The sequence below is a fragment of the Streptomyces sp. ITFR-6 genome, assembly GCF_031844725.1.
Classification (GTDB): domain Bacteria; phylum Actinomycetota; class Actinomycetes; order Streptomycetales; family Streptomycetaceae; genus Streptomyces.
This window is the reverse complement of record NZ_CP134612.1, coordinates 7869658-7886289: the sequence shown is the minus strand read 5'-3', so window position 1 is coordinate 7886289 and position 16632 is coordinate 7869658. Positions and strand designations below refer to the sequence as shown.

The 16632-nt window shown below is 71.2% G+C and carries 9 protein-coding genes and 1 pseudogene; 6 read left to right on the top strand and 4 right to left on the bottom strand.

The annotated features are described in order from the left end of the window. Window positions 1-5 precede the first annotated feature (5 nt). The 3 genes from RLT59_RS35660 (at window position 6) to RLT59_RS35650 (ending at window position 2718) form a co-directional block, all read left to right on the top strand. Window positions 6-596, top strand: a complete 591-nt coding sequence (locus tag RLT59_RS35660) for a lytic polysaccharide monooxygenase auxiliary activity family 9 protein (RefSeq protein WP_311307212.1) — start codon at window positions 6-8, stop codon at window positions 594-596. A gap of 137 nt (window positions 597-733) precedes the next feature. Beyond that, window positions 734-1219: an Lrp/AsnC family transcriptional regulator gene (locus RLT59_RS35655; RefSeq protein WP_311307211.1), complete on the top strand. Its 486-nt coding sequence runs from the start codon at window positions 734-736 to the stop codon at window positions 1217-1219. A 326-nt stretch (window positions 1220-1545) separates the two neighbouring features. Then, window positions 1546-2718 carry a serine/threonine-protein kinase gene (locus RLT59_RS35650; protein WP_311307210.1) on the top strand — a complete coding sequence of 391 codons (1173 nt, stop codon included), beginning with the start codon at window positions 1546-1548 and terminating at the stop codon, window positions 2716-2718. Window positions 2719-2727: 9 nt separating this feature from the next. Here the strand turns inward: RLT59_RS35650 and RLT59_RS35645 are convergent. Both RLT59_RS35645 and RLT59_RS35640 read right to left on the bottom strand, forming a co-directional pair. Then, window positions 2728-3720, bottom strand: a pseudogene (locus tag RLT59_RS35645) (aldo/keto reductase). Between the two features lie 73 nt (window positions 3721-3793). Further along, complete coding sequence (locus tag RLT59_RS35640; protein WP_311307209.1) at window positions 3794-4708, bottom strand: oxidoreductase; 915 nt, start codon at window positions 4706-4708, stop codon at window positions 3794-3796. A 490-nt stretch (window positions 4709-5198) separates the two neighbouring features. Between RLT59_RS35640 and RLT59_RS35635 the strand changes: the two genes are divergently transcribed. Next, window positions 5199-8681: a M28 family peptidase gene (locus RLT59_RS35635; protein WP_311307973.1), complete on the top strand. Its 3483-nt coding sequence runs from the start codon at window positions 5199-5201 to the stop codon at window positions 8679-8681. Between the two features lie 96 nt (window positions 8682-8777). On the opposite strand, the gene RLT59_RS35630 is transcribed toward RLT59_RS35635, so the two are convergent. Beyond that, a complete protein-coding gene (locus tag RLT59_RS35630) occupies window positions 8778-10223 on the bottom strand; it encodes a helix-turn-helix domain-containing protein (RefSeq protein WP_311307208.1) in 1446 nt (481 codons plus the stop codon). A gap of 472 nt (window positions 10224-10695) precedes the next feature. Between RLT59_RS35630 and RLT59_RS35625 the strand changes: the two genes are divergently transcribed. After that, window positions 10696-12879 carry a pectate lyase-like domain-containing protein gene (locus RLT59_RS35625; RefSeq protein WP_311307207.1) on the top strand — a complete coding sequence of 728 codons (2184 nt, stop codon included), beginning with the start codon at window positions 10696-10698 and terminating at the stop codon, window positions 12877-12879. 76 nt (window positions 12880-12955) lie between these two features. Here the strand turns inward: RLT59_RS35625 and RLT59_RS35620 are convergent, their stop codons facing one another. Further along, entirely contained in the window at window positions 12956-15559 is a 2604-nt protein-coding gene (locus RLT59_RS35620) for a SpoIIE family protein phosphatase (protein WP_311307972.1), read from the bottom strand. Between the two features lie 355 nt (window positions 15560-15914). Between RLT59_RS35620 and RLT59_RS35615 the strand changes: the two genes are divergently transcribed. Further along, window positions 15915-16400: a potassium channel family protein gene (locus RLT59_RS35615; RefSeq protein WP_311307206.1), complete on the top strand. Its 486-nt coding sequence runs from the start codon at window positions 15915-15917 to the stop codon at window positions 16398-16400. Window positions 16401-16632: the final 232 nt, after the last annotated feature.

Genomic DNA, 16632 nt, shown 5'->3' with positions numbered 1-16632 from the left:
TACGTATGCGCAGAAGGATCACTTCCTTACTGGCCGGGCTCGGCCTGGCCGGTGCGGCACTCTTCGCCACCTCCGGCAGCGCCCAGAGCCACGGCTACACCGACTCCCCCATCAGCCGTCAGCAGCTCTGCGGCATCGGCACCGTCAAGCACTGCGGGCAGATCCAGTGGGAGCCCCCGAGCGTCGAGGGCCCCAAGGGCTTCCCCACCCGCGGACCGGCCGACGGCCACATCTGCTCGGGCGGCATCGGCCGGTTCTCCGAGCTCGACGACCCGCGCGGCGGCGCCTGGCCCGCCACCAAGGTCCCCGCGGGGCAGAACTACACGTTCAACTGGCGGATCGAGGCCCGGCACGCCACGACGGACTTCCGGTACTACATCACCAAGGACGGCTACGACCCGTCCCAGCCGCTCACCCGGGCCGACCTGGAACCGCAGCCGTTCCTCACCGTCCCCTTCGGCGGCAAGCTGCCCGGCTCGACCGTGACCCACTCGGGCGTACTGCCGCAGAAGTCCGGCAAGCACCTGATCCTCGGCGTCTGGACGATCTCCGACACCGAGAACGCCTTCTACGCCTGCTCCGACGTGCAGTTCTGACACCGTCCCAGCCGCCGCTCCGAGCCACCCGGCCACCGGCCGAACGCATGGGGCGGCGGCCCGCCCCACAGGCTCACCGGTGTGCCATTGGTACAGTCGCCGCCCCAGCAGACGTACCAGCGAGAGGCCGGCGGACCATGGCGGTGGACGCGCTCGACACCCGCATCCTGCGGCTGCTCATCGAGCAGCCGCACACCAGCGTGCGGGAGTACGCCCGGATTCTCTCCATCGCCCGGGGCACCCTCCAGGCCCGCATCGACCGGCTGGAACGCGACGGGGTGATCACCGGCAGCGGACCGGCCCTCTCCCCCGCCGCGCTCGGCCACCCGGTACTCGCCTTCGTCCACCTGGAGGTGACGCAGGGGCACCTCGACGATGTGGGCGAAGCGCTCGCCGCCGTACCGGAGATCGTCGAAGCCTTCTCCACCACGGGCGGCGGCGACCTGCTGACCCGGGTGGTGGCCCGGGACAACGGGCATCTGGAGGACGTGATCCAGCAGCTGATCCAGCTGCCGGGCGTGGTCAGGACCCGCACCGAGGTGGCCCTGCGGGAACGGGTGCCGCACCGGCTGCTGCCCCTGGTGGAATCGGTGGGCCGGGCGGCCGCGGGCGACCCGGGATGACCGGCGGCTGAGAGCGCGGCCGCCACGGACCCGGAAAGCCCGTGCCCTCCGCGGTGACGGAGGATCTCCCAGCGGCCAGGGCGAGTTCGGCGCGCGGGCCGCCCGCGCGTGGTCGTTCGCCCGATCCGTGCCGATGCCGCCCGGCGGTCGTCCGGCGGTCGTCCGCCGGATATCCTGATCATGCTGCGTACCCCCCACCCCGTCGGATACAGATGAGGTCGCAGCCGCGGTAGTCGAAGCGGTCCTCGGCCCAAACTCTGGATAGGTGTGCGCAGGTGCTGGTTGCTGGTCGGTACCGATTGATATCCGCCATCGGTCGTGGCGGGATGGGTGAGGTCTGGCGGGCCACGGACGAGGTCCTCGGCAGATCCGTCGCCGTGAAGCTGCTGCTGGGAGAGCATGCCGACGAGTCGGCCACCGCGCGATTCCGGCTGGAGGCCCAGACCGCTGCCAGGCTGAGCCATCCGCATCTGGTGGCGGTGTTCGACTTCGGGTCCTGGGAGGACCGGCTCTTCCTCGTGATGGAGCTGGTCGAGGGCAGGAGCCTCGCCGATCTGCTGCTGGCCCAGGAACGGCTGGACCCGGAACAGGTCGCCCGCATCGCCGGCCAGGCCGCCGCCGGACTGGCCGCGGCCCACCGGCAGGGCATAGTCCACCGGGACATCAAGCCCGGAAACCTGATGCTGGACGCGGAGGGCTCCGTCAAGATCGGTGACTTCGGCATCGCCCAGTTCGTCGACGATCCGTCCGCCGCGCTCACCACCACCGGCCATATCGTCGGCACGAGCCTCTACCTCGCGCCGGAGCGAGCGCTGGGCCGCACGGCCGACGCCGCCTCGGACATGTACTCCCTCGGCTGCGTGATCTACCAGCTGCTTCTCGGTCAGCCGCCGTTCCGTTCCGACACCCCGACCGCCACCCTCTACCAGCACGTGGACACCCCTCCCGTGCCGCTGCGGCAGCGCGGGGTCGAGATGTCCGCCGCCTTCGACTCGTACCTGCTGGGCCTGCTCGCGAAGCAGCCGGAAGACCGGCCGACGGCTCAGCAGGTGGCCGACTGGTTCAGCGGCGAGGCCTGGCGGGGGCAGGCGGAGCCGCTGCCGATGTACCGGCCCGCTCCTCCACCGGCAGCGTCCTACCCGTCGGCGCCCGCACCGTCCTCCCCCGCGCCGCACCGGTCCCCCGCCAAGGCCGGGCCCGGCGCCGCGTCCGGTGAGGACTCCGGCGCTCCGACCACCTACCGGCTGCCGCAGGCGGCCGGCGGCCACGGGCGGCGCGCGGCAGGCCGGTCGAGGAACGCCCCCCGGCGCAGCACCCGTGAGGCAATAAGACGCCGCCCGAGGGTGGCCAGTGCCATCGCGGGCACCGTCGCCTTTCTCGCCGCCGTGTATCTGGGGATGAGTCTCTTCTCCCCCGATTCCAGTTCGGCCTCCACCCCGGACGAGGTCACCTCGACGAGCGATGCGCAGTCACCGGCCCCCGATGACGAGGGCCGGTAGCCCCGCCCGCTACCAGCGGCTGTGCACCGCCGCGCGGATCCTGCGGTCGTAGAGGTCACGTACCGCGTCGAGCGTCCTGTCCGCCAGTGGCTCCAGCGCAGCCGCCGACGCGTTGGCGCGGGCCTGTTCCACCGAACGCGCGCCGGGGATCACGCTGGTGACGCCCGGCTGCTGGATGATCCAGCGCAGTGCGGTCTGGGCCGGCGTCGCCCCCTGGGGAGCGAGCCCGGCGAATTCGGCCGCGGCGGCGATCCCGGTCGCGTAGTCGATTCCGGAGAAGGTCTCGCCCTGGTCGAACGCCTCCCCGTGCCGGTTGTACGTGCGGTGGTCGTCGGGACCGAAGACGGTGTTTTTGGTGTACTTGCCGGAGAGCAGCCCCGAGGCGAGCGGGACGCGCGCCACGATGCCGACACCGGCGGCGCGCGCGGCAGGCAGCACCTCGTCCAGCGGCTTGAGGCGGAAGGGGTTGAAAATGATCTGGACGCTGGCGACGCCGGGGCGGGCGATGGCCGTCAACGCCTCGGCGCAGGTCTCGACACTCACCCCGTAGGCGGCGATCCGCTCCTGTTCGACCAGTGTGTCGAGGGCGTCGTAGACCGCGTCCGAGGAGTAGACGGCGGTCGGCGGGCAGTGCAGCTGCACCAGGTCCAGGGTGTCGACGCCCAGGTTGGACCGCGAGCGGTCGTTCCAGGCGCGGAAGTTGTCCAGGACGTAGTTCTCCGGCAGCTGCTCGACTCACCGGCCCATCTTCGTCGCGACGAAGACCCGTGCGTCCGGACGCTCCTTCAGATAGCGGCCGATGAGCTGTTCGCTGCGGCCGTCCCCGTACACATCCGCGGTGTCGAAGAAGGTGACTCCTGACTCGACGGCCGCGTCGAGCACACCGAAGGCGTCCTCCTCCCGCACCTCGCCCCAGTCCCCGCCGAGTTGCCAAGTGCCCTGCCCGACGACCGATACGTCCCGTCCGGTCCTGCCCAGTTCGCGCTGCTCCATGAGGATCATGCTACGTCGCTACGGGGCCGGCCCCGGGTCTCCGGCCGGCCCGGGTCACCCCGGGCCGGCCTGCGGTGGTGGCTCAGGAGGCGTGCTGACCCAGTTCCGTGAGGAGCCGCAGTTCGTCCCCGCTGAGCCGCAGGGCGGCCGCCGCGACGTTCTCGGTGAGGTGGTCCGGGTCGCCGGTGCCCGGGATGGCCAGTACGTGCGGGCCGCGCTGGAGGGTCCAGGCCAGCCGGACCTGGGCGGGCGAGGCTCCGTGGGCCCTGGCGACGGCCGCCACCGCCTCGCTCTCCGCGGCGGCGGCCGCACCGGACTCCCGGCCCTCGCCCGCGATGGCGTAGAACGGGACGAAGGCGATGCCCCGCTCCCCGCAGATCCGCAGCACATCGTCGGAGTCCGCGCGGCGGGTGGCTATGCCGTACCGGTTCTGCACGCAGACGACCGGTGCGATGGGCAGGGCCTCCGCGATCTGGTTTGCCCCGACGTTGGAGAGCCCCAGGTGGCGGATCAGCCCCTCCTCCCGCAGCTCGGCCAGCGCGCCGAACCTGTCCGCGATTGAGGCGGGCCCGTTCATGCGGAGGTTCACCACGTCGAGGTGGTCGCGGCCGAGCTGGCGGAGGTTCTCCTCGACCTGGCCACGCAGGTCCTGCGGCCGGGCCCAGTCCAGCCAGTCGCCGGACGGGCCCCGGCCGGGGCCGACCTTGGTGGTGATGACCAGGCCGTCCGGGTAGGGCCCGAGCGCCCGGTTGATCAGCTCGTTGGCCGAGCTCATCGGTGAGAAGTAGAAGGCCGCCGTGTCGATGTGGTTCACACCGAGGTCAACGGCGCGGCGGAGCACGGCGATGGCCCGGTCCCGGTCGTGCGGGGTGCGGGCGGTGCTGAGCGCGGCGCCGTTCTGGGTCAGACGCATCGCGCCGAAACCCATCCTGTTGACGGTCAGGTCGCCCAGCTGCCAGGTGCCGGCGTCCGCCGCGGTGATGGTTCCCGAAGTCATGTCTGTCGTCTTCCTCGTTGGCGGCGGGCCGGAGCCGGCCACGTGACGGTACGTCAGGAGGGTTTGCGTAATTGACCGAGAGGCGATATACTCGCGATGGACATTTTCACGGCAAGATCATTGAGTGCGGGTGCATACTAAACCCCTCGCCGCCGACCTGTCCACTCCCCCTCGCGTTCCTCCGGCGCCCGGATTCCGCCGCGCCGTCGATCCTCTCGCGAGCCACCTGGTGCACACGCAGCCTTACCACCACCCTGTGCGAACGCTGTGCGATCCCACCGGGCCGACTTGACCAGACTTGCCAACTCCCTTCGCAGCACTCCCAGTTCGTTGACCCGCCGAGGGCCACGTGTGAGTGTTCGGTCGCTCGATCACGGGACACCACCCGGGCGGACGGCCGACGGCAGCCGCACGGGAGGGGCGTCTGTCCACGCCGCCGCCCGTGACCGAGGTCCCCACGAACCGAGGAGCCTCGATGAAACGCAGACCGATGACGGCCGGGACAACCCTGGCCGTCCTCGCCGCGATGCTGGTCGCCACGAATGGCCAGTCAGCTTCCGCGGAACCGGCCCCGCCCGCCCCCACCCCCCTCGCGGCCGCCGTGTCGGCCGCCGACCGGGCCGCCGCCAGTGGCCTGGACGCCCTGGCGAAGGGGCCGGAGGAACGCTACGAGCGGCAGAACGTGACCCCCTGGGTCAACGGGCTCTACTCGATCGCCTACCAGCGCACCTACCGCGGACTCCCGGTGGTGGGCGGGGACGCCGTCGTGGTGGCCGACTCCAAGGGGCGGGTCCGCGGCGCGCAGTCGGCGGTCTCCCGGCGGATCAACGTACCGACCACCGCGACCGTCTCCGCCGCGAGGGCCGAGACCGCCGCGCGCAAGAAGCTGAAGTCCGTGGAGCGGGTCGACAGCCACCGGCTGGTCGTACGGGCCACCGGCGAAAAGTCCCGGCTGGCCTGGGAAACGGTGCTGACCGGCCGGACCGCGAAGGCGCCCAGCCATCTGCACGTCTTCGTCGACGCCGGTAACGGCGCGGTGCTCGACAGCTACGACGACGTCAAGGCCGGCACCGGCAACAGCCAGTGGAACGGGCCTTCCCCGCTGTCGATCAACACCACCTCTTCTGGCGGCAGTTACTCGCTCAGAGACCCCGGCAGGCCGGGACTCAGCTGCGCCGACTACAGCACGGGAGGCGTCTTCACCAAGTCCTCCGACTCCTGGGGCACCGGCAACGCCGCCAGCAAGGAGACCGGCTGCGTCGACGTCATGTGGGCGGCCCAGCACGAGTGGGACATGCTGCGCGACTGGCTGGGGCGCAACGGTCACGACGGCAACGGCCGCAGCTGGCCGGTCAAGGTCGGGCTGAACGACGTGAACGCCTACTGGGACGGCTCCACCGTCTCCATCGGCCACAACAACGCCAACCAGTGGATCGGCGCGATGGACGTCGTGGGCCACGAGTTCGGCCACGGCATCGACCAGTACACGCCCGGCGGCGCCAACAACGAGTCCGGTCTCGGCGAGGCGACCGGCGACATCATGGGGGCGCTCACCGAGGCGTACACCAACGAGCCGGCCCCGTACGACGACCCGGACTACACCGTCGGCGAGAAGATCAACCTCGTGGGCAGCGGGCCGATCCGGATCATGTACAACCCGGGGCAGATCGGTGACCCGAACTGCTACAGCTCCTCCATACCCAGCACGGAGGAGCACGCGGCGGCCGGTCCGCTCAACCACTGGTTCTACCTGCTGGCCGAGGGCTCCAGCCCCGGGGGCGGCAAGCCGTCCAGCCCGACGTGCAACAGCTCCTCGGTCACCGGCGTGGGCATCCAGAGCGCCGGCAAGGTCTTCTACGGCGGCATGCTGCTCAAGACCAGCGGCATGACGTACAAGCGCTACCGCACGGCCACGCTCACCTCGGCCAAGACCCTCGACGCGAGCTGCGTGCTGTTCAACCGGACGAAGGCCGCCTGGGACGCCGTCAGCGTGCCCGCCCAGAGCGGTGACCCGGCCTGCACCCCGAGCGGCAACAACGACTTCTCGATGTCGCTGGACCCGGCCACCGGCTCGGTGAAGCCCGGCAACTCCGTGACGGCCACGGTCAGGACGACCGTCAGCTCCGGCAGCGCGCAGCCGGTGAACCTCTCCGCGACCGGTCAGCCGAGCGGGGTCTCCGTCTCCTTCAGCCCGTCCGCCGTGCAGTCGGGCGCGACCTCGGCCATGACCGCCTCGACGACATCGGCCGCGGCCCCCGGGACCTACACGCTCACCGTGAAGGGCACCGGCACCCAGAGCCACACCGCGCAGTACACACTGACCGTCAATGACGGCGGCGGCACCCCGGGCGGCACGCCTCCCGACATCAGCGTCGCCAATGTGCAGTCGCACCTCTCGCAGCTCAGCACCGTCGCCTCGCAGAACGGCGGCAACCGCCGGGCCGGCAGCGCCGGTTACACCGCCTCACTCGCCTATGTGAAGGGCAAGCTCCAGGCGGCCGGCTACACCGTCAGCGAGCAGACCTGCGGCAGCTGCACCTACGCGGGCAAGAACCTGATCGCGGACTGGCCGGGCGGCCCGGCGGACAAGACCGTGATGTTCGGCGCCCACCTGGACAGCGTCAGCGCCGGTCCCGGCATCAATGACAACGGCTCCGGCTCGGCCACCCTGCTGGAGAACGCCCTCGCGCTGGCCCAGCAGAACCCGACGATGACCAAGCACGTCCGCTTCGCCTGGTGGAACGGCGAGGAGCAGGGCCTGCAGGGCTCCCAGTACTATGTCGGGCAGCTCACCTCCGCCCAGCGCGCCGCCATCAGCGCGTACTACAACTTCGACATGATCGCCTCCACCAACGGCGGCTACTTCATCAACAACCTCAACTCCGCGGCCTCCAACCCGATGAAGGAGTACTGGACCTCGCTCGGCCTGGCTCCGGAGGAGAACGTCGAGGGCCAGGGACGCTCCGACGACTACTCCTTCCAGCAGGCCGGCATCGCCACCTCGGGGTACGCGACCGGCGCGAGTGACACCAAGACCTCGGCCCAGGCCGCCAAGTGGGGCGGAACGGCCGGGCGTTCGTACGATCCCTGCTACCACCAGTCGTGCGACACGACCAGCAACATCAACGCGACCGCTCTCGACCGCAGCGCCGACGGTGTCGCCTACACGCTGTGGAAGACGGCGGTCGGCACCACCGCACCGGCCGACGACTTCTCCGTCTCGGTGAACCCGGTGTCCGGCAACGTCCAGCCGGGCGGCTCGGCGACCGCGACCGTATCCACGGCCACCACCAGCGGCTCCGGACAGAGCGTCCGCCTGACGGCCTCCGGCGCACCGAGCGGGGTCACCGTCTCCTTCGCCCCGGCGACCGTGCAGTCGGGATCGTCCTCGACGATGACCGTCTCCGCGGGGGCCCAGGCCGCGGCCGGCACCTACACGCTCACGGTGGCCGCGACGGGCACCGCCACCCACACCACCACCTACTCGCTGGTCGTCGGTGGCGGCGGCAACTGCCAGGCCCGGCAGGTCGTCGCCAACGGCGGCTTCGAGAACGGCACGGCGCCGTGGACCCAGACGGACGGGGTCATCAACAACCGGACGTCGGAGAAGCCGGCGCACACCGGCTCCTACCAGGCCTGGTTCGGCGGCTGGGGCAGCACCCACACCGACAGCGCCTCGCAGTCACTGACCGTTCCGGCGGGCTGCTCGACGTACAGGCTGTCGTTCTTCCTGCGCACCGACACCGCCGAGTCGGCGGGCGACGCGACGGCCTACGACACGTTCACCGTCAAGCTGGGGACCCGGACGCTGGCCACGTACTCGAATCTCGACGCGGGCGGCGGGTACGTCCAGCAGAGCTTCGACGTCGGCTCCGCCGCGGGGCAGACGGTCACGCTGGGGTTCACCAGTAAGGAGGACGCCTACCTCCAGACCAGCTTCGTCGTGGACGATGTCGCGCTCGACGTGAGCTGATCCGGGGTCAGAGTGACGGGGGCGGGGGCGGGGCGGGGCGACGCGCCCCGCCCCCGGCGTTCCGGCGGACGACCGCGGCCTTGACGCCTCGCTGGTTCAGCGGATCACCGCCGCCAGTCTGCGGACGAAGTCCTCTGTCTCCGACCGGCCGGCGCCCCGGGCCGTCAGTCTGCCGTGCAGCCCGCGCAGTTCCTGGCCGAGGAGGGTCGACGGAGTCACCTCCGTCGTGTCGAGCACCGGTCCGGCCACGGCCTGCGCCGCCGACAGATCGCCCGCGCAGGCATGCGCGTCCGCCAGCCGGGCCAGGAACAGCATCCGGGCCGAGAGCATCCCGGCCGGCAGCAGTCCGAGCGCGGCGCCGGCCGCCCCGACCGCGCGCAGCGCGAACCGGCGGTCCCCGGTGGCCGCCGCGAGATCGCGCAGCGCTCCGGCGGCGCCCGACTCCACCCGCAGCCGCACCGAGGCCACCGAGAGCCAGGGCGCCTCCGTCTCGTCCCGCTCCCCGACCCGGTCCAGCTGGGACCAGGCCCGGTCGATGTGGCTCAGGGTCTGCGCGGCGTCCCCCCGGACCGCGTGCCCGCGCGCCTGGTACAGATCGCTCAGCGCCCCCGCCCAGGCCCGGCCCGCCGCGGCCTGCCGGATGGCCCCGCCGTACGCCAGCGCCGACGGGCCGTCACCCTCCAGCCGGGCCAGGGTGCTCATATCGCTCAGGGCGGCGACCTCGGTCCCCACATGACCGGCCATCGCCGACCAGAGCAACGAGCGGTCGAGCCAGGCCATCGCGGTGCCGTTGCGGCCCCACAGCAGCCGCAGGCAGCCGGCCGACTGCGCGTACTCGGCTGCCAGCGGGGCGAGTTGGTGCTGGTAGGGGGCGGCGGGCAGCGCCATCCACCGGAGCATCGCGTGCAGGGTGCGCTCGACGACCGCGGTCGCTCCCGGCCAGCCGCGTTCCTCGTCGGCGCGCAGACAGACGGCCAGCAGGGCGGTCAGCGCGTGCATGGTCTCGTCGTCCAGCGCGGGGTGGGACGAGGATTCCGGGCCCAGGGCGCAGAAGACGGCGTGCAGTTCGACGACGTCGGCCAGCGCGGGCACGGCGCAGCCGTCCCGGCCGTGCACCGGGCAGGCGAGTCCGTACGCCGGAAGGCGGGCGGGCAGCGCGGCGCCCGGCGGCAGCATCGCGAGGAGCGCCCCGCCCGCGGGTTCTCCGGGCAGCGGACCCCGGCGCGCCGGGGCGGCGGGCGGCCCGCCGGGTGTCCCGCCCGAGGACCGCGCGGCCTCCAGCGCCTCGGCCGCCTCGCAGGCGGCGAGCAGGTCACCGCCCGCCATCAGCAGGTCGTCCAGCCTGCGGGCCAGCGGCGGCGGCGTCCGGCGGCTGCCGTGTTCGAGTTTGCTGATGGCGGTGTGGTCGTAGCCGACCCGGGCGCCCACCTGAACCTGGGTCAGCCCGGCCCGCCGCCGCCACTGGCGAAGCCGGACCCCGAAGGATCTCCACGCCTCCGCGCCACCGGGCCCCGACGGCGCGGGGCCCATGTCACCGGTCACCGGAAACACCATCGCGCCTGGTCAAGGGCGCCGCGCGTGCCATGCTCACGGCTCATGTCCCGGAGGATAGCGAGCACGCGCGCCCGCTGTCCCCGGGGCGTCGGCAAGATGTCCGGTAACAGGCGCGGTGGCCTCCGGTGCGCAGATCCTCCGGCCCTCGGCGGTGGGTCGGGACGGTATTCCGTTGCGGTGGCAACGGCGCGCATCGCCTCCGTCACTCCATGTGTACACACCATCATCCCCTGAATCGACGCCGTGCCGGATCCATGGCCAGTTGTCCACGAAGGCGTGTGGAACCGGGTCAAACGCGAGATATCAGTCGTCAACTCTTGTTCTCAACGACCGCCGAACAAGCGGGTGTTGCGCACCTATTGACGCGTAGGGAACGGAGGGAGAAGTATCCCCATCGGTCGGAGAGAGCGCTCTCCGGCTTCGTGTCGTGCACCCGTACCGCGACTCAGGAGACTCACCCATGTACGCACCCCCCGTGTTCCACAGACCCGTGGCCTCGACCAGAAGAAGACGTACCGGCGTACTGACCGCCGTCGCCGGTCTCGTCGTCTCGCTCCTGGCCTTCGTCCCCTCGGCCCCGGCGAGCGCGGCACCCACCCTGCTCTCGCAGGGCAAGACAGTGACCGCCTCCAGCCAGGAGAACTACGGCACGCCCGCCGCCTCCGCGGTGGACGGCGACAACGGCACCCGCTGGTCGAGCGCCGCCTCCGACCCCCAGTGGATCAAGGTCGACCTGGGCGCCTCCGCCTCGGTCAGCCAGATCGCGCTGAAGTGGGAAACCGCCTACGCGAAGAGCTACAAGATCGAGTTCTCCACGGACAACAACGCCTGGAGCACCGCCTATTCGACAACCACCGGGCCCGGCGGGAACGAGACGCTGAACGTCTCCGGCACCGCGCGCTACGTCAGGCTGACGGGCACCACGCGAGCCACCCAGTACGGCTACTCGCTCTGGGAGTTCCAGGTCTTCGGCACCACCGGCGGCGGAGGCGGCCCGCAGCTTCCCGGCGGCGGCGACCTCGGCCCCAACGTGCTGGTCTTCGACCCCTCGATGCCCAATATCCAGGCCAAGGTCGACGAGATCTTCAAGAAGCAGGAGTCGGCGCAGTTCGGTGACGGCCGCTACGCGCTGATGTTCAAGCCGGGCACGTACGACAACCTCAACGCGCAGATCGGGTTCTACACCTCGATCGCCGGTCTCGGCCTCAAGCCGGACGACACCACCTTCAACGGTGATGTGACCGTGGACGCGGGCTGGTTCGACGGCAACGCCACCCAGAACTTCTGGCGTTCGGCGGAGAACCTGGCGCTCAACCCGGTCAGCGGCACCGACCGCTGGGCCGTCTCGCAGGCCGCCCCGTTCCGCCGGATGCACGTCAAGGGCGGGCTCAACCTCGCTCCGAACGGCTACGGCTGGGCGAGCGGCGGGTACATCGCCGACAGCAAGATCGACGGCCAGGTCGGCCCGTACTCGCAGCAGCAGTGGTACACCCGCGACAGCTCGATCGGCAGCTGGGGCAACGGCGTCTGGAACATGACGTTCTCCGGCGTCGAGGGCGCCCCCGCCCAGAGCTTCCCCAACCCCCCGTACACCACCCTCGACACCACCACCGTCTCGCGTGAGAAGCCGTTCCTCTACCTGGACGGCAACGACTACAAGGTCTTCGTCCCGGCCAAGCGCACCAACGCGCGCGGTGTCTCGTGGAACGGCACGCCGCAGGGCGAGTCCATCCCGCTGAGCCAGTTCTACGTGGTCAAGCCCGGGGCCTCCGCCGCCACCATCAACGCGGCCGTGCAGCAGGGCCTGCACCTGCTGTTCACGCCCGGCGTCTACCACGTGAACCAGACCATCAACATCGACCGCGCCAACACGGTCGTCCTGGGCCTCGGCCTCGCCACGGTCATCCCGGACAACGGGGTCACCGCGATCAAGGTCGGTGACGTGGACGGCGTGAAGCTCGCAGGCCTGCTCGTCGACGCCGGTCCGCAGAACTCCCAGGTCCTGGTCCAGGTCGGCCCCGACGGCGCCTCCGCCGACCACTCGGCGAACCCGACCACCGTCCAGGACGTGTTCGTCCGGGTCGGCGGCGCGGGAGCGGGCAAGGCCACCACCGCCATGGTGATCAACAACGACGACACCATCGTCGACCACACCTGGCTGTGGCGCGCCGACCACGGAGACGGGGTCGGCTGGGAGACCAACCGGTCCGACTACGGCCTCCAGGTCAACGGCGACGACGTGCTGGCGACCGGACTGTTCGTCGAGCACTTCAACAAGTACGACGTGCGCTGGTCCGGCGAGCGGGGCAAGACGATCTTCTTCCAGAACGAGAAGTCGTACGACGCCCCCAACCAGGCGGCCATCCAGAACGGCAACACCAAGGGGTACGCGGCCTACAAGGTCGACGACTCCGTCAACACCCACGAAGGATGGGGCCTGGGCAGCTACTGCTACTACAACGTGGACCCGACGATCATCCAGGGCCACGGCTTCGAGGCCCCGGTGAAGCCCGGAGTCAAGTTCCACGACCTGCTCGTCGTCTCGCTCGGCGGCCAGGGCCAGTACGAACACGTCATCAACAACACCGGAGCGCCCACCTCGGGGACGTCGACCGTTCCGTCCAACGTGGTGTCCTTCCCGTGACACCGCTCATGAGGTGAACGAGGGGTGCGGGGTCCGGCAGCCGCTGCCGGACCCCGCACCGCCGTCGGTGCGGCCTCTATCCGGGGGGCGGCTCAGGGTCACCGAGCGCCTGCTCGGACCAGATCACCTTGCCGCGCGCGGTGTACCGGGTGCCCCAGCGCTCCGCGAACTGGGCGACCAGGAAAAGGCCCCGCCCGCCCTCGTCGGTGGTGGCGGCGTAGCGCAGATGCGGCGAGGTGCTGCTGCAGTCCGCCACCTCGCAGATCAGCGCCCGGTCGTACAGCAGCCGTACGGTGATGGGTTCTGAGCCGTAGCGGATGGCGTTGGTCACCAGCTCGCTGAGGATCAACTCGGTGACGAACCCCTCCTCGTCGAGCCCCTGGGCGCTGAGCCACCGGGTGGCCTCCTTGCGGACACCCGAGACGGCCGAGGCGTCCGGGGCCACTTCCCACTGCACGCGCCGGGCCGGATCCAGGGTGCGGGTACGGGCCACCAGCAGGGCGACGTCGTCGCCCGGCCGGGTGGGCAGCAAGGCCTCCAGCACGTCGTCACAGGTCTCCTCCGGGGTCCGGTCGCGGTCGGCCAGGGCCCGGCGCAGCTCCTCAAGGCCGTCGTCGATGTCCCGGTCCCGGCGCTCGATCAGGCCGTCCGTGTACATGACCAGCCGGCTTCCCTCCGGCACCTCCATTTCGACCGTCTCGAAGGGCATCCCGCCGATCCCGAGGGGCTGCCCCGCCGGGATCTCGGGGAACTCGACGGTGCCGTCGGGCAGCACGAGCGCGGGTCCAGGGTGGCCGGCCCGAGCCACCGAGCATCGCCCGGTGACCGCGTCGTAGATCGCGTAGAGGCAGGTGGCCCCGGTGACGGCGACGCCGTCGTCGGTCTGCTCGTCCTGGTCGATCCGGACGACGAGTTCGTCGAGGTGGCCGAGGAGTTCGTCGGGTGGCAGGTCCAGCGTGGAGAAGTTGTGCACCGCGGTGCGCAGCCGGCCCATGGTGGCCGCGGCGTGCAGACCGTGCCCGACGACGTCGCCCACGACGAGGGCGACTCGTGCGCCGGACAGCGGGATCACGTCGAACCAGTCCCCGCCCACCCCGGCCTGCGCCGGCAGGTAGCGGAAGGCGACGTCCAGGGCGTTCTGCTCGGGCACACCGCGCGGGAGCAGGCTGCGCTGCAGGGTCACGGCCATCTCGTGCTCGCGGGTGTAGCGCCGGGCGTTGTCGACGCTGACCGCCGCGCGGGCCACCAGTTCCTCCGCGAAGGACAGGTCCTCGGAGTCGAAGGGCTCCTCGTTCTCGGCGCGCCAGAAGTTCGCCATGCCGAGGATGACACCGCGGGCGTGCAGCGGCACGGAGAGCAGCGAGTGGAATCCGTACTTCAGGATTCTCGCGGACTGTTCCGGGTCGGCCTGCCGCCACTGCTCGGACGCGGTCAGGTCGGGCACCATCCAGGTGTGGCCGCTGCTGCTGCCGATGCCTTCGGGGCCGGTGGGTACGAAGCCGATGACGCGGCCGAGGGGGTAGAGGGGGTGGCCGCTCACGGCGCCGGAGACGGCGGTGCGGCGTACGTTGATCGCGTCGCCGGAGGGCGGCTCCGGTTCCTCTCCGCGCAGCACCGCGTCCGCGAGGTCGACCGTCGCGCAGTCGGCGAATCCGGGGGCGGAGACCTCGGCGAGTTCCCGTGCGGTCGTGGTGACGTCGAGGGTGGTGCCGATCCGGGCGCCCGCGCGGTAGAGCAGTGTCAGACGCTCCCGCACGGTCTCGGCCCTGCCTGTGACGACCCGCAGCTCGGTGGTGTCGCGCAGGGTCGCCACGGCGCCCGGGGGCCCGCCGCGTTCTGCCGTGGGACGGAGGTTGATGGCGAGCAGCCGGTTCCCGGCCGGCCGGACCTCGTCCGTGGCGACCTCGCCGGAGGCCAGCAGTTCGGCGGTGCGTGGTTCCAGACCCAGCTCGGTCACGGCGCGTCCCTCGGCGTCGGCGGGGAGTCCGAGGAGTCTCCTGGCCTCGTCGTTGGCGAGCAGCAGCCGGTGTTCGGCGCCGATGATGAGGACGCCCTCGCGGACCGAGTGCAACACCGCGTCGTGGTGCTCGTACATCCGGGTCATCTCGGTCGGGCCGAGGCCGTGTGTCTGGCGGCCGAGCCGACGGCTCACCAGGGCGGCGGCACCCGTCGTGAGCACCAGTGCGCCGAGCGCGGCGCCGATGGCGAACGGGATGCTCGGTTGTGCCACGGCGTTCACGGTCTCGACCGTGATGCCCACGGACACCAGCCCGGCGACCGTGCCGTCGAGCCGCAGGACGGGGGCCAGCGAGACGACGGCGGGGCCGCGGCTCGTCGTGAAGGTCCGGGTGAAGGCGCGGCCGTCCAGGGCTTCCTTGTACGGGCCGATGATGTGCTTGCCGATCCGTTCGCGGTCGGGGTGGGTGTAGCGGATGCCATTGGTCCCGGCCACCACGATGGACTCCACGCCGGTTCGCTCCCGGACTCTCTCCGCGAGCGGTTGCAGTACGGCGGTGGGGTCCTTGCTGTCCAGCGCCGCGGCGGTTCCGGGTGCGTTGGCGAAGGACTGCGCCACGCTCAGCGAGCGGGCCTCGGCCTCGTGCGTGCTGTCGCGTCTGCCCTGGAGCACCAGTGAGAGGACCGCGGCCGCCACGAGCAGCAGCACGATCCCCAGTGTCATGAAGAAGACCTGGCCCGCGACGGTGCGGGCGCTGAAGAGAGCGCGCACCTTGCGGCCGGCCGAGAGCCCTTTCACGTCCGGTTCGAAGGACGCACGCCGCTCACCGCCCGCGCGTCCGCCACCGTGCCGATGCGGCCGCCGGGCGGGGTGGTGAAACCACGCCCGGAACCGACCAGAACCACCCACATATCCAGGTTTAACATGAAATGCCGAGGCCGGAATGCGGAGGACGGCCCGTCACGCGGGCCCGGCATCCTCTGCCGGGATCCGGCAGGGTGTTCCGAACGGGTGACGCGGACTCCCGCCGGCGCGCGCCCGTCGGCCGGCTCCGGCGGCGGCCGGGCATGATCCCGAAATGGTGCCTGCGTTCCTGACCAAGGCGGTCGAGCTGCTGCTCGGCCGGGAAGGCCGTTCACTTCATCTGAAGGCGGTGGGCTGGGCGACGGTACTCCTCGCGCTGACCGTGCTCGCCGGCTCCTGGGCGGTGCTCGCGGCGGAACAGCACGCCGGGCACGCCACCATCACCAGCTACCCCCGGGCGCTGTGGTGGTCGGCGGAGACCGCGACGACCGTGGGGTACGGCGACTTCTACCCGGTGACCCTGTGGGGCCGGATCGTCGCTGTCGTGGTGATGGGAGTGGGCATCACCACCTACGGGATGGTCACGGCGGCTCTCGCCACCTGGTTCGTGGGGCACGAACAGAGACGTCGGCACCGGCTCACGGCCGCGGCGGAGGAGAGCGCGCGTCACGTCCGGGAGGAGACCGCCCAGCTGCTGCACGAGCGCTTCGACCGGATCGAGCGGCTGCTCGCCGACGCGGGGCGCGGTCCGCGCGAGTAGGCCGGGCCCGGTCACGGAAAGCGATCACCGGCCCTGCGGGGTGTGAACGGCGCACCGCAGGGCATAGGTCGGGTGACCGACAGGAGGTGGTGGCAGTGGGCCGCATCAGGGTTGTCAGACGTCCCCAGCTTCCGTCGCGGCCGCCGCCGCTCGATCTGCGCACGCCGTCCGGGCGTCCGCTCCCGTACTGACCCGTCAGCGTCCGCCTCTCGTCCCTTCACCACTTGTCCGT

Coding starts and splice junctions, on each gene's coding strand:
- RLT59_RS35635 (WP_311307973.1), top strand. CDS start 5,199: ATGACGGCCGGGACAACCCTGGCCGTCCTCGCCGCGATGCTGGTCGCC.
- RLT59_RS35660 (WP_311307212.1), top strand. CDS start 6: ATGCGCAGAAGGATCACTTCCTTACTGGCCGGGCTCGGCCTGGCCGGT.
- RLT59_RS35620 (WP_311307972.1), bottom strand. CDS start 15,559: ATGACACTGGGGATCGTGCTGCTGCTCGTGGCGGCCGCGGTCCTCTCA.
- RLT59_RS35640 (WP_311307209.1), bottom strand. CDS start 4,708: ATGACTTCGGGAACCATCACCGCGGCGGACGCCGGCACCTGGCAGCTG.
- RLT59_RS35655 (WP_311307211.1), top strand. CDS start 734: ATGGCGGTGGACGCGCTCGACACCCGCATCCTGCGGCTGCTCATCGAG.
- RLT59_RS35615 (WP_311307206.1), top strand. CDS start 15,915: ATGGTGCCTGCGTTCCTGACCAAGGCGGTCGAGCTGCTGCTCGGCCGG.
- RLT59_RS35650 (WP_311307210.1), top strand. CDS start 1,546: ATGGGTGAGGTCTGGCGGGCCACGGACGAGGTCCTCGGCAGATCCGTC.
- RLT59_RS35625 (WP_311307207.1), top strand. CDS start 10,696: ATGTACGCACCCCCCGTGTTCCACAGACCCGTGGCCTCGACCAGAAGA.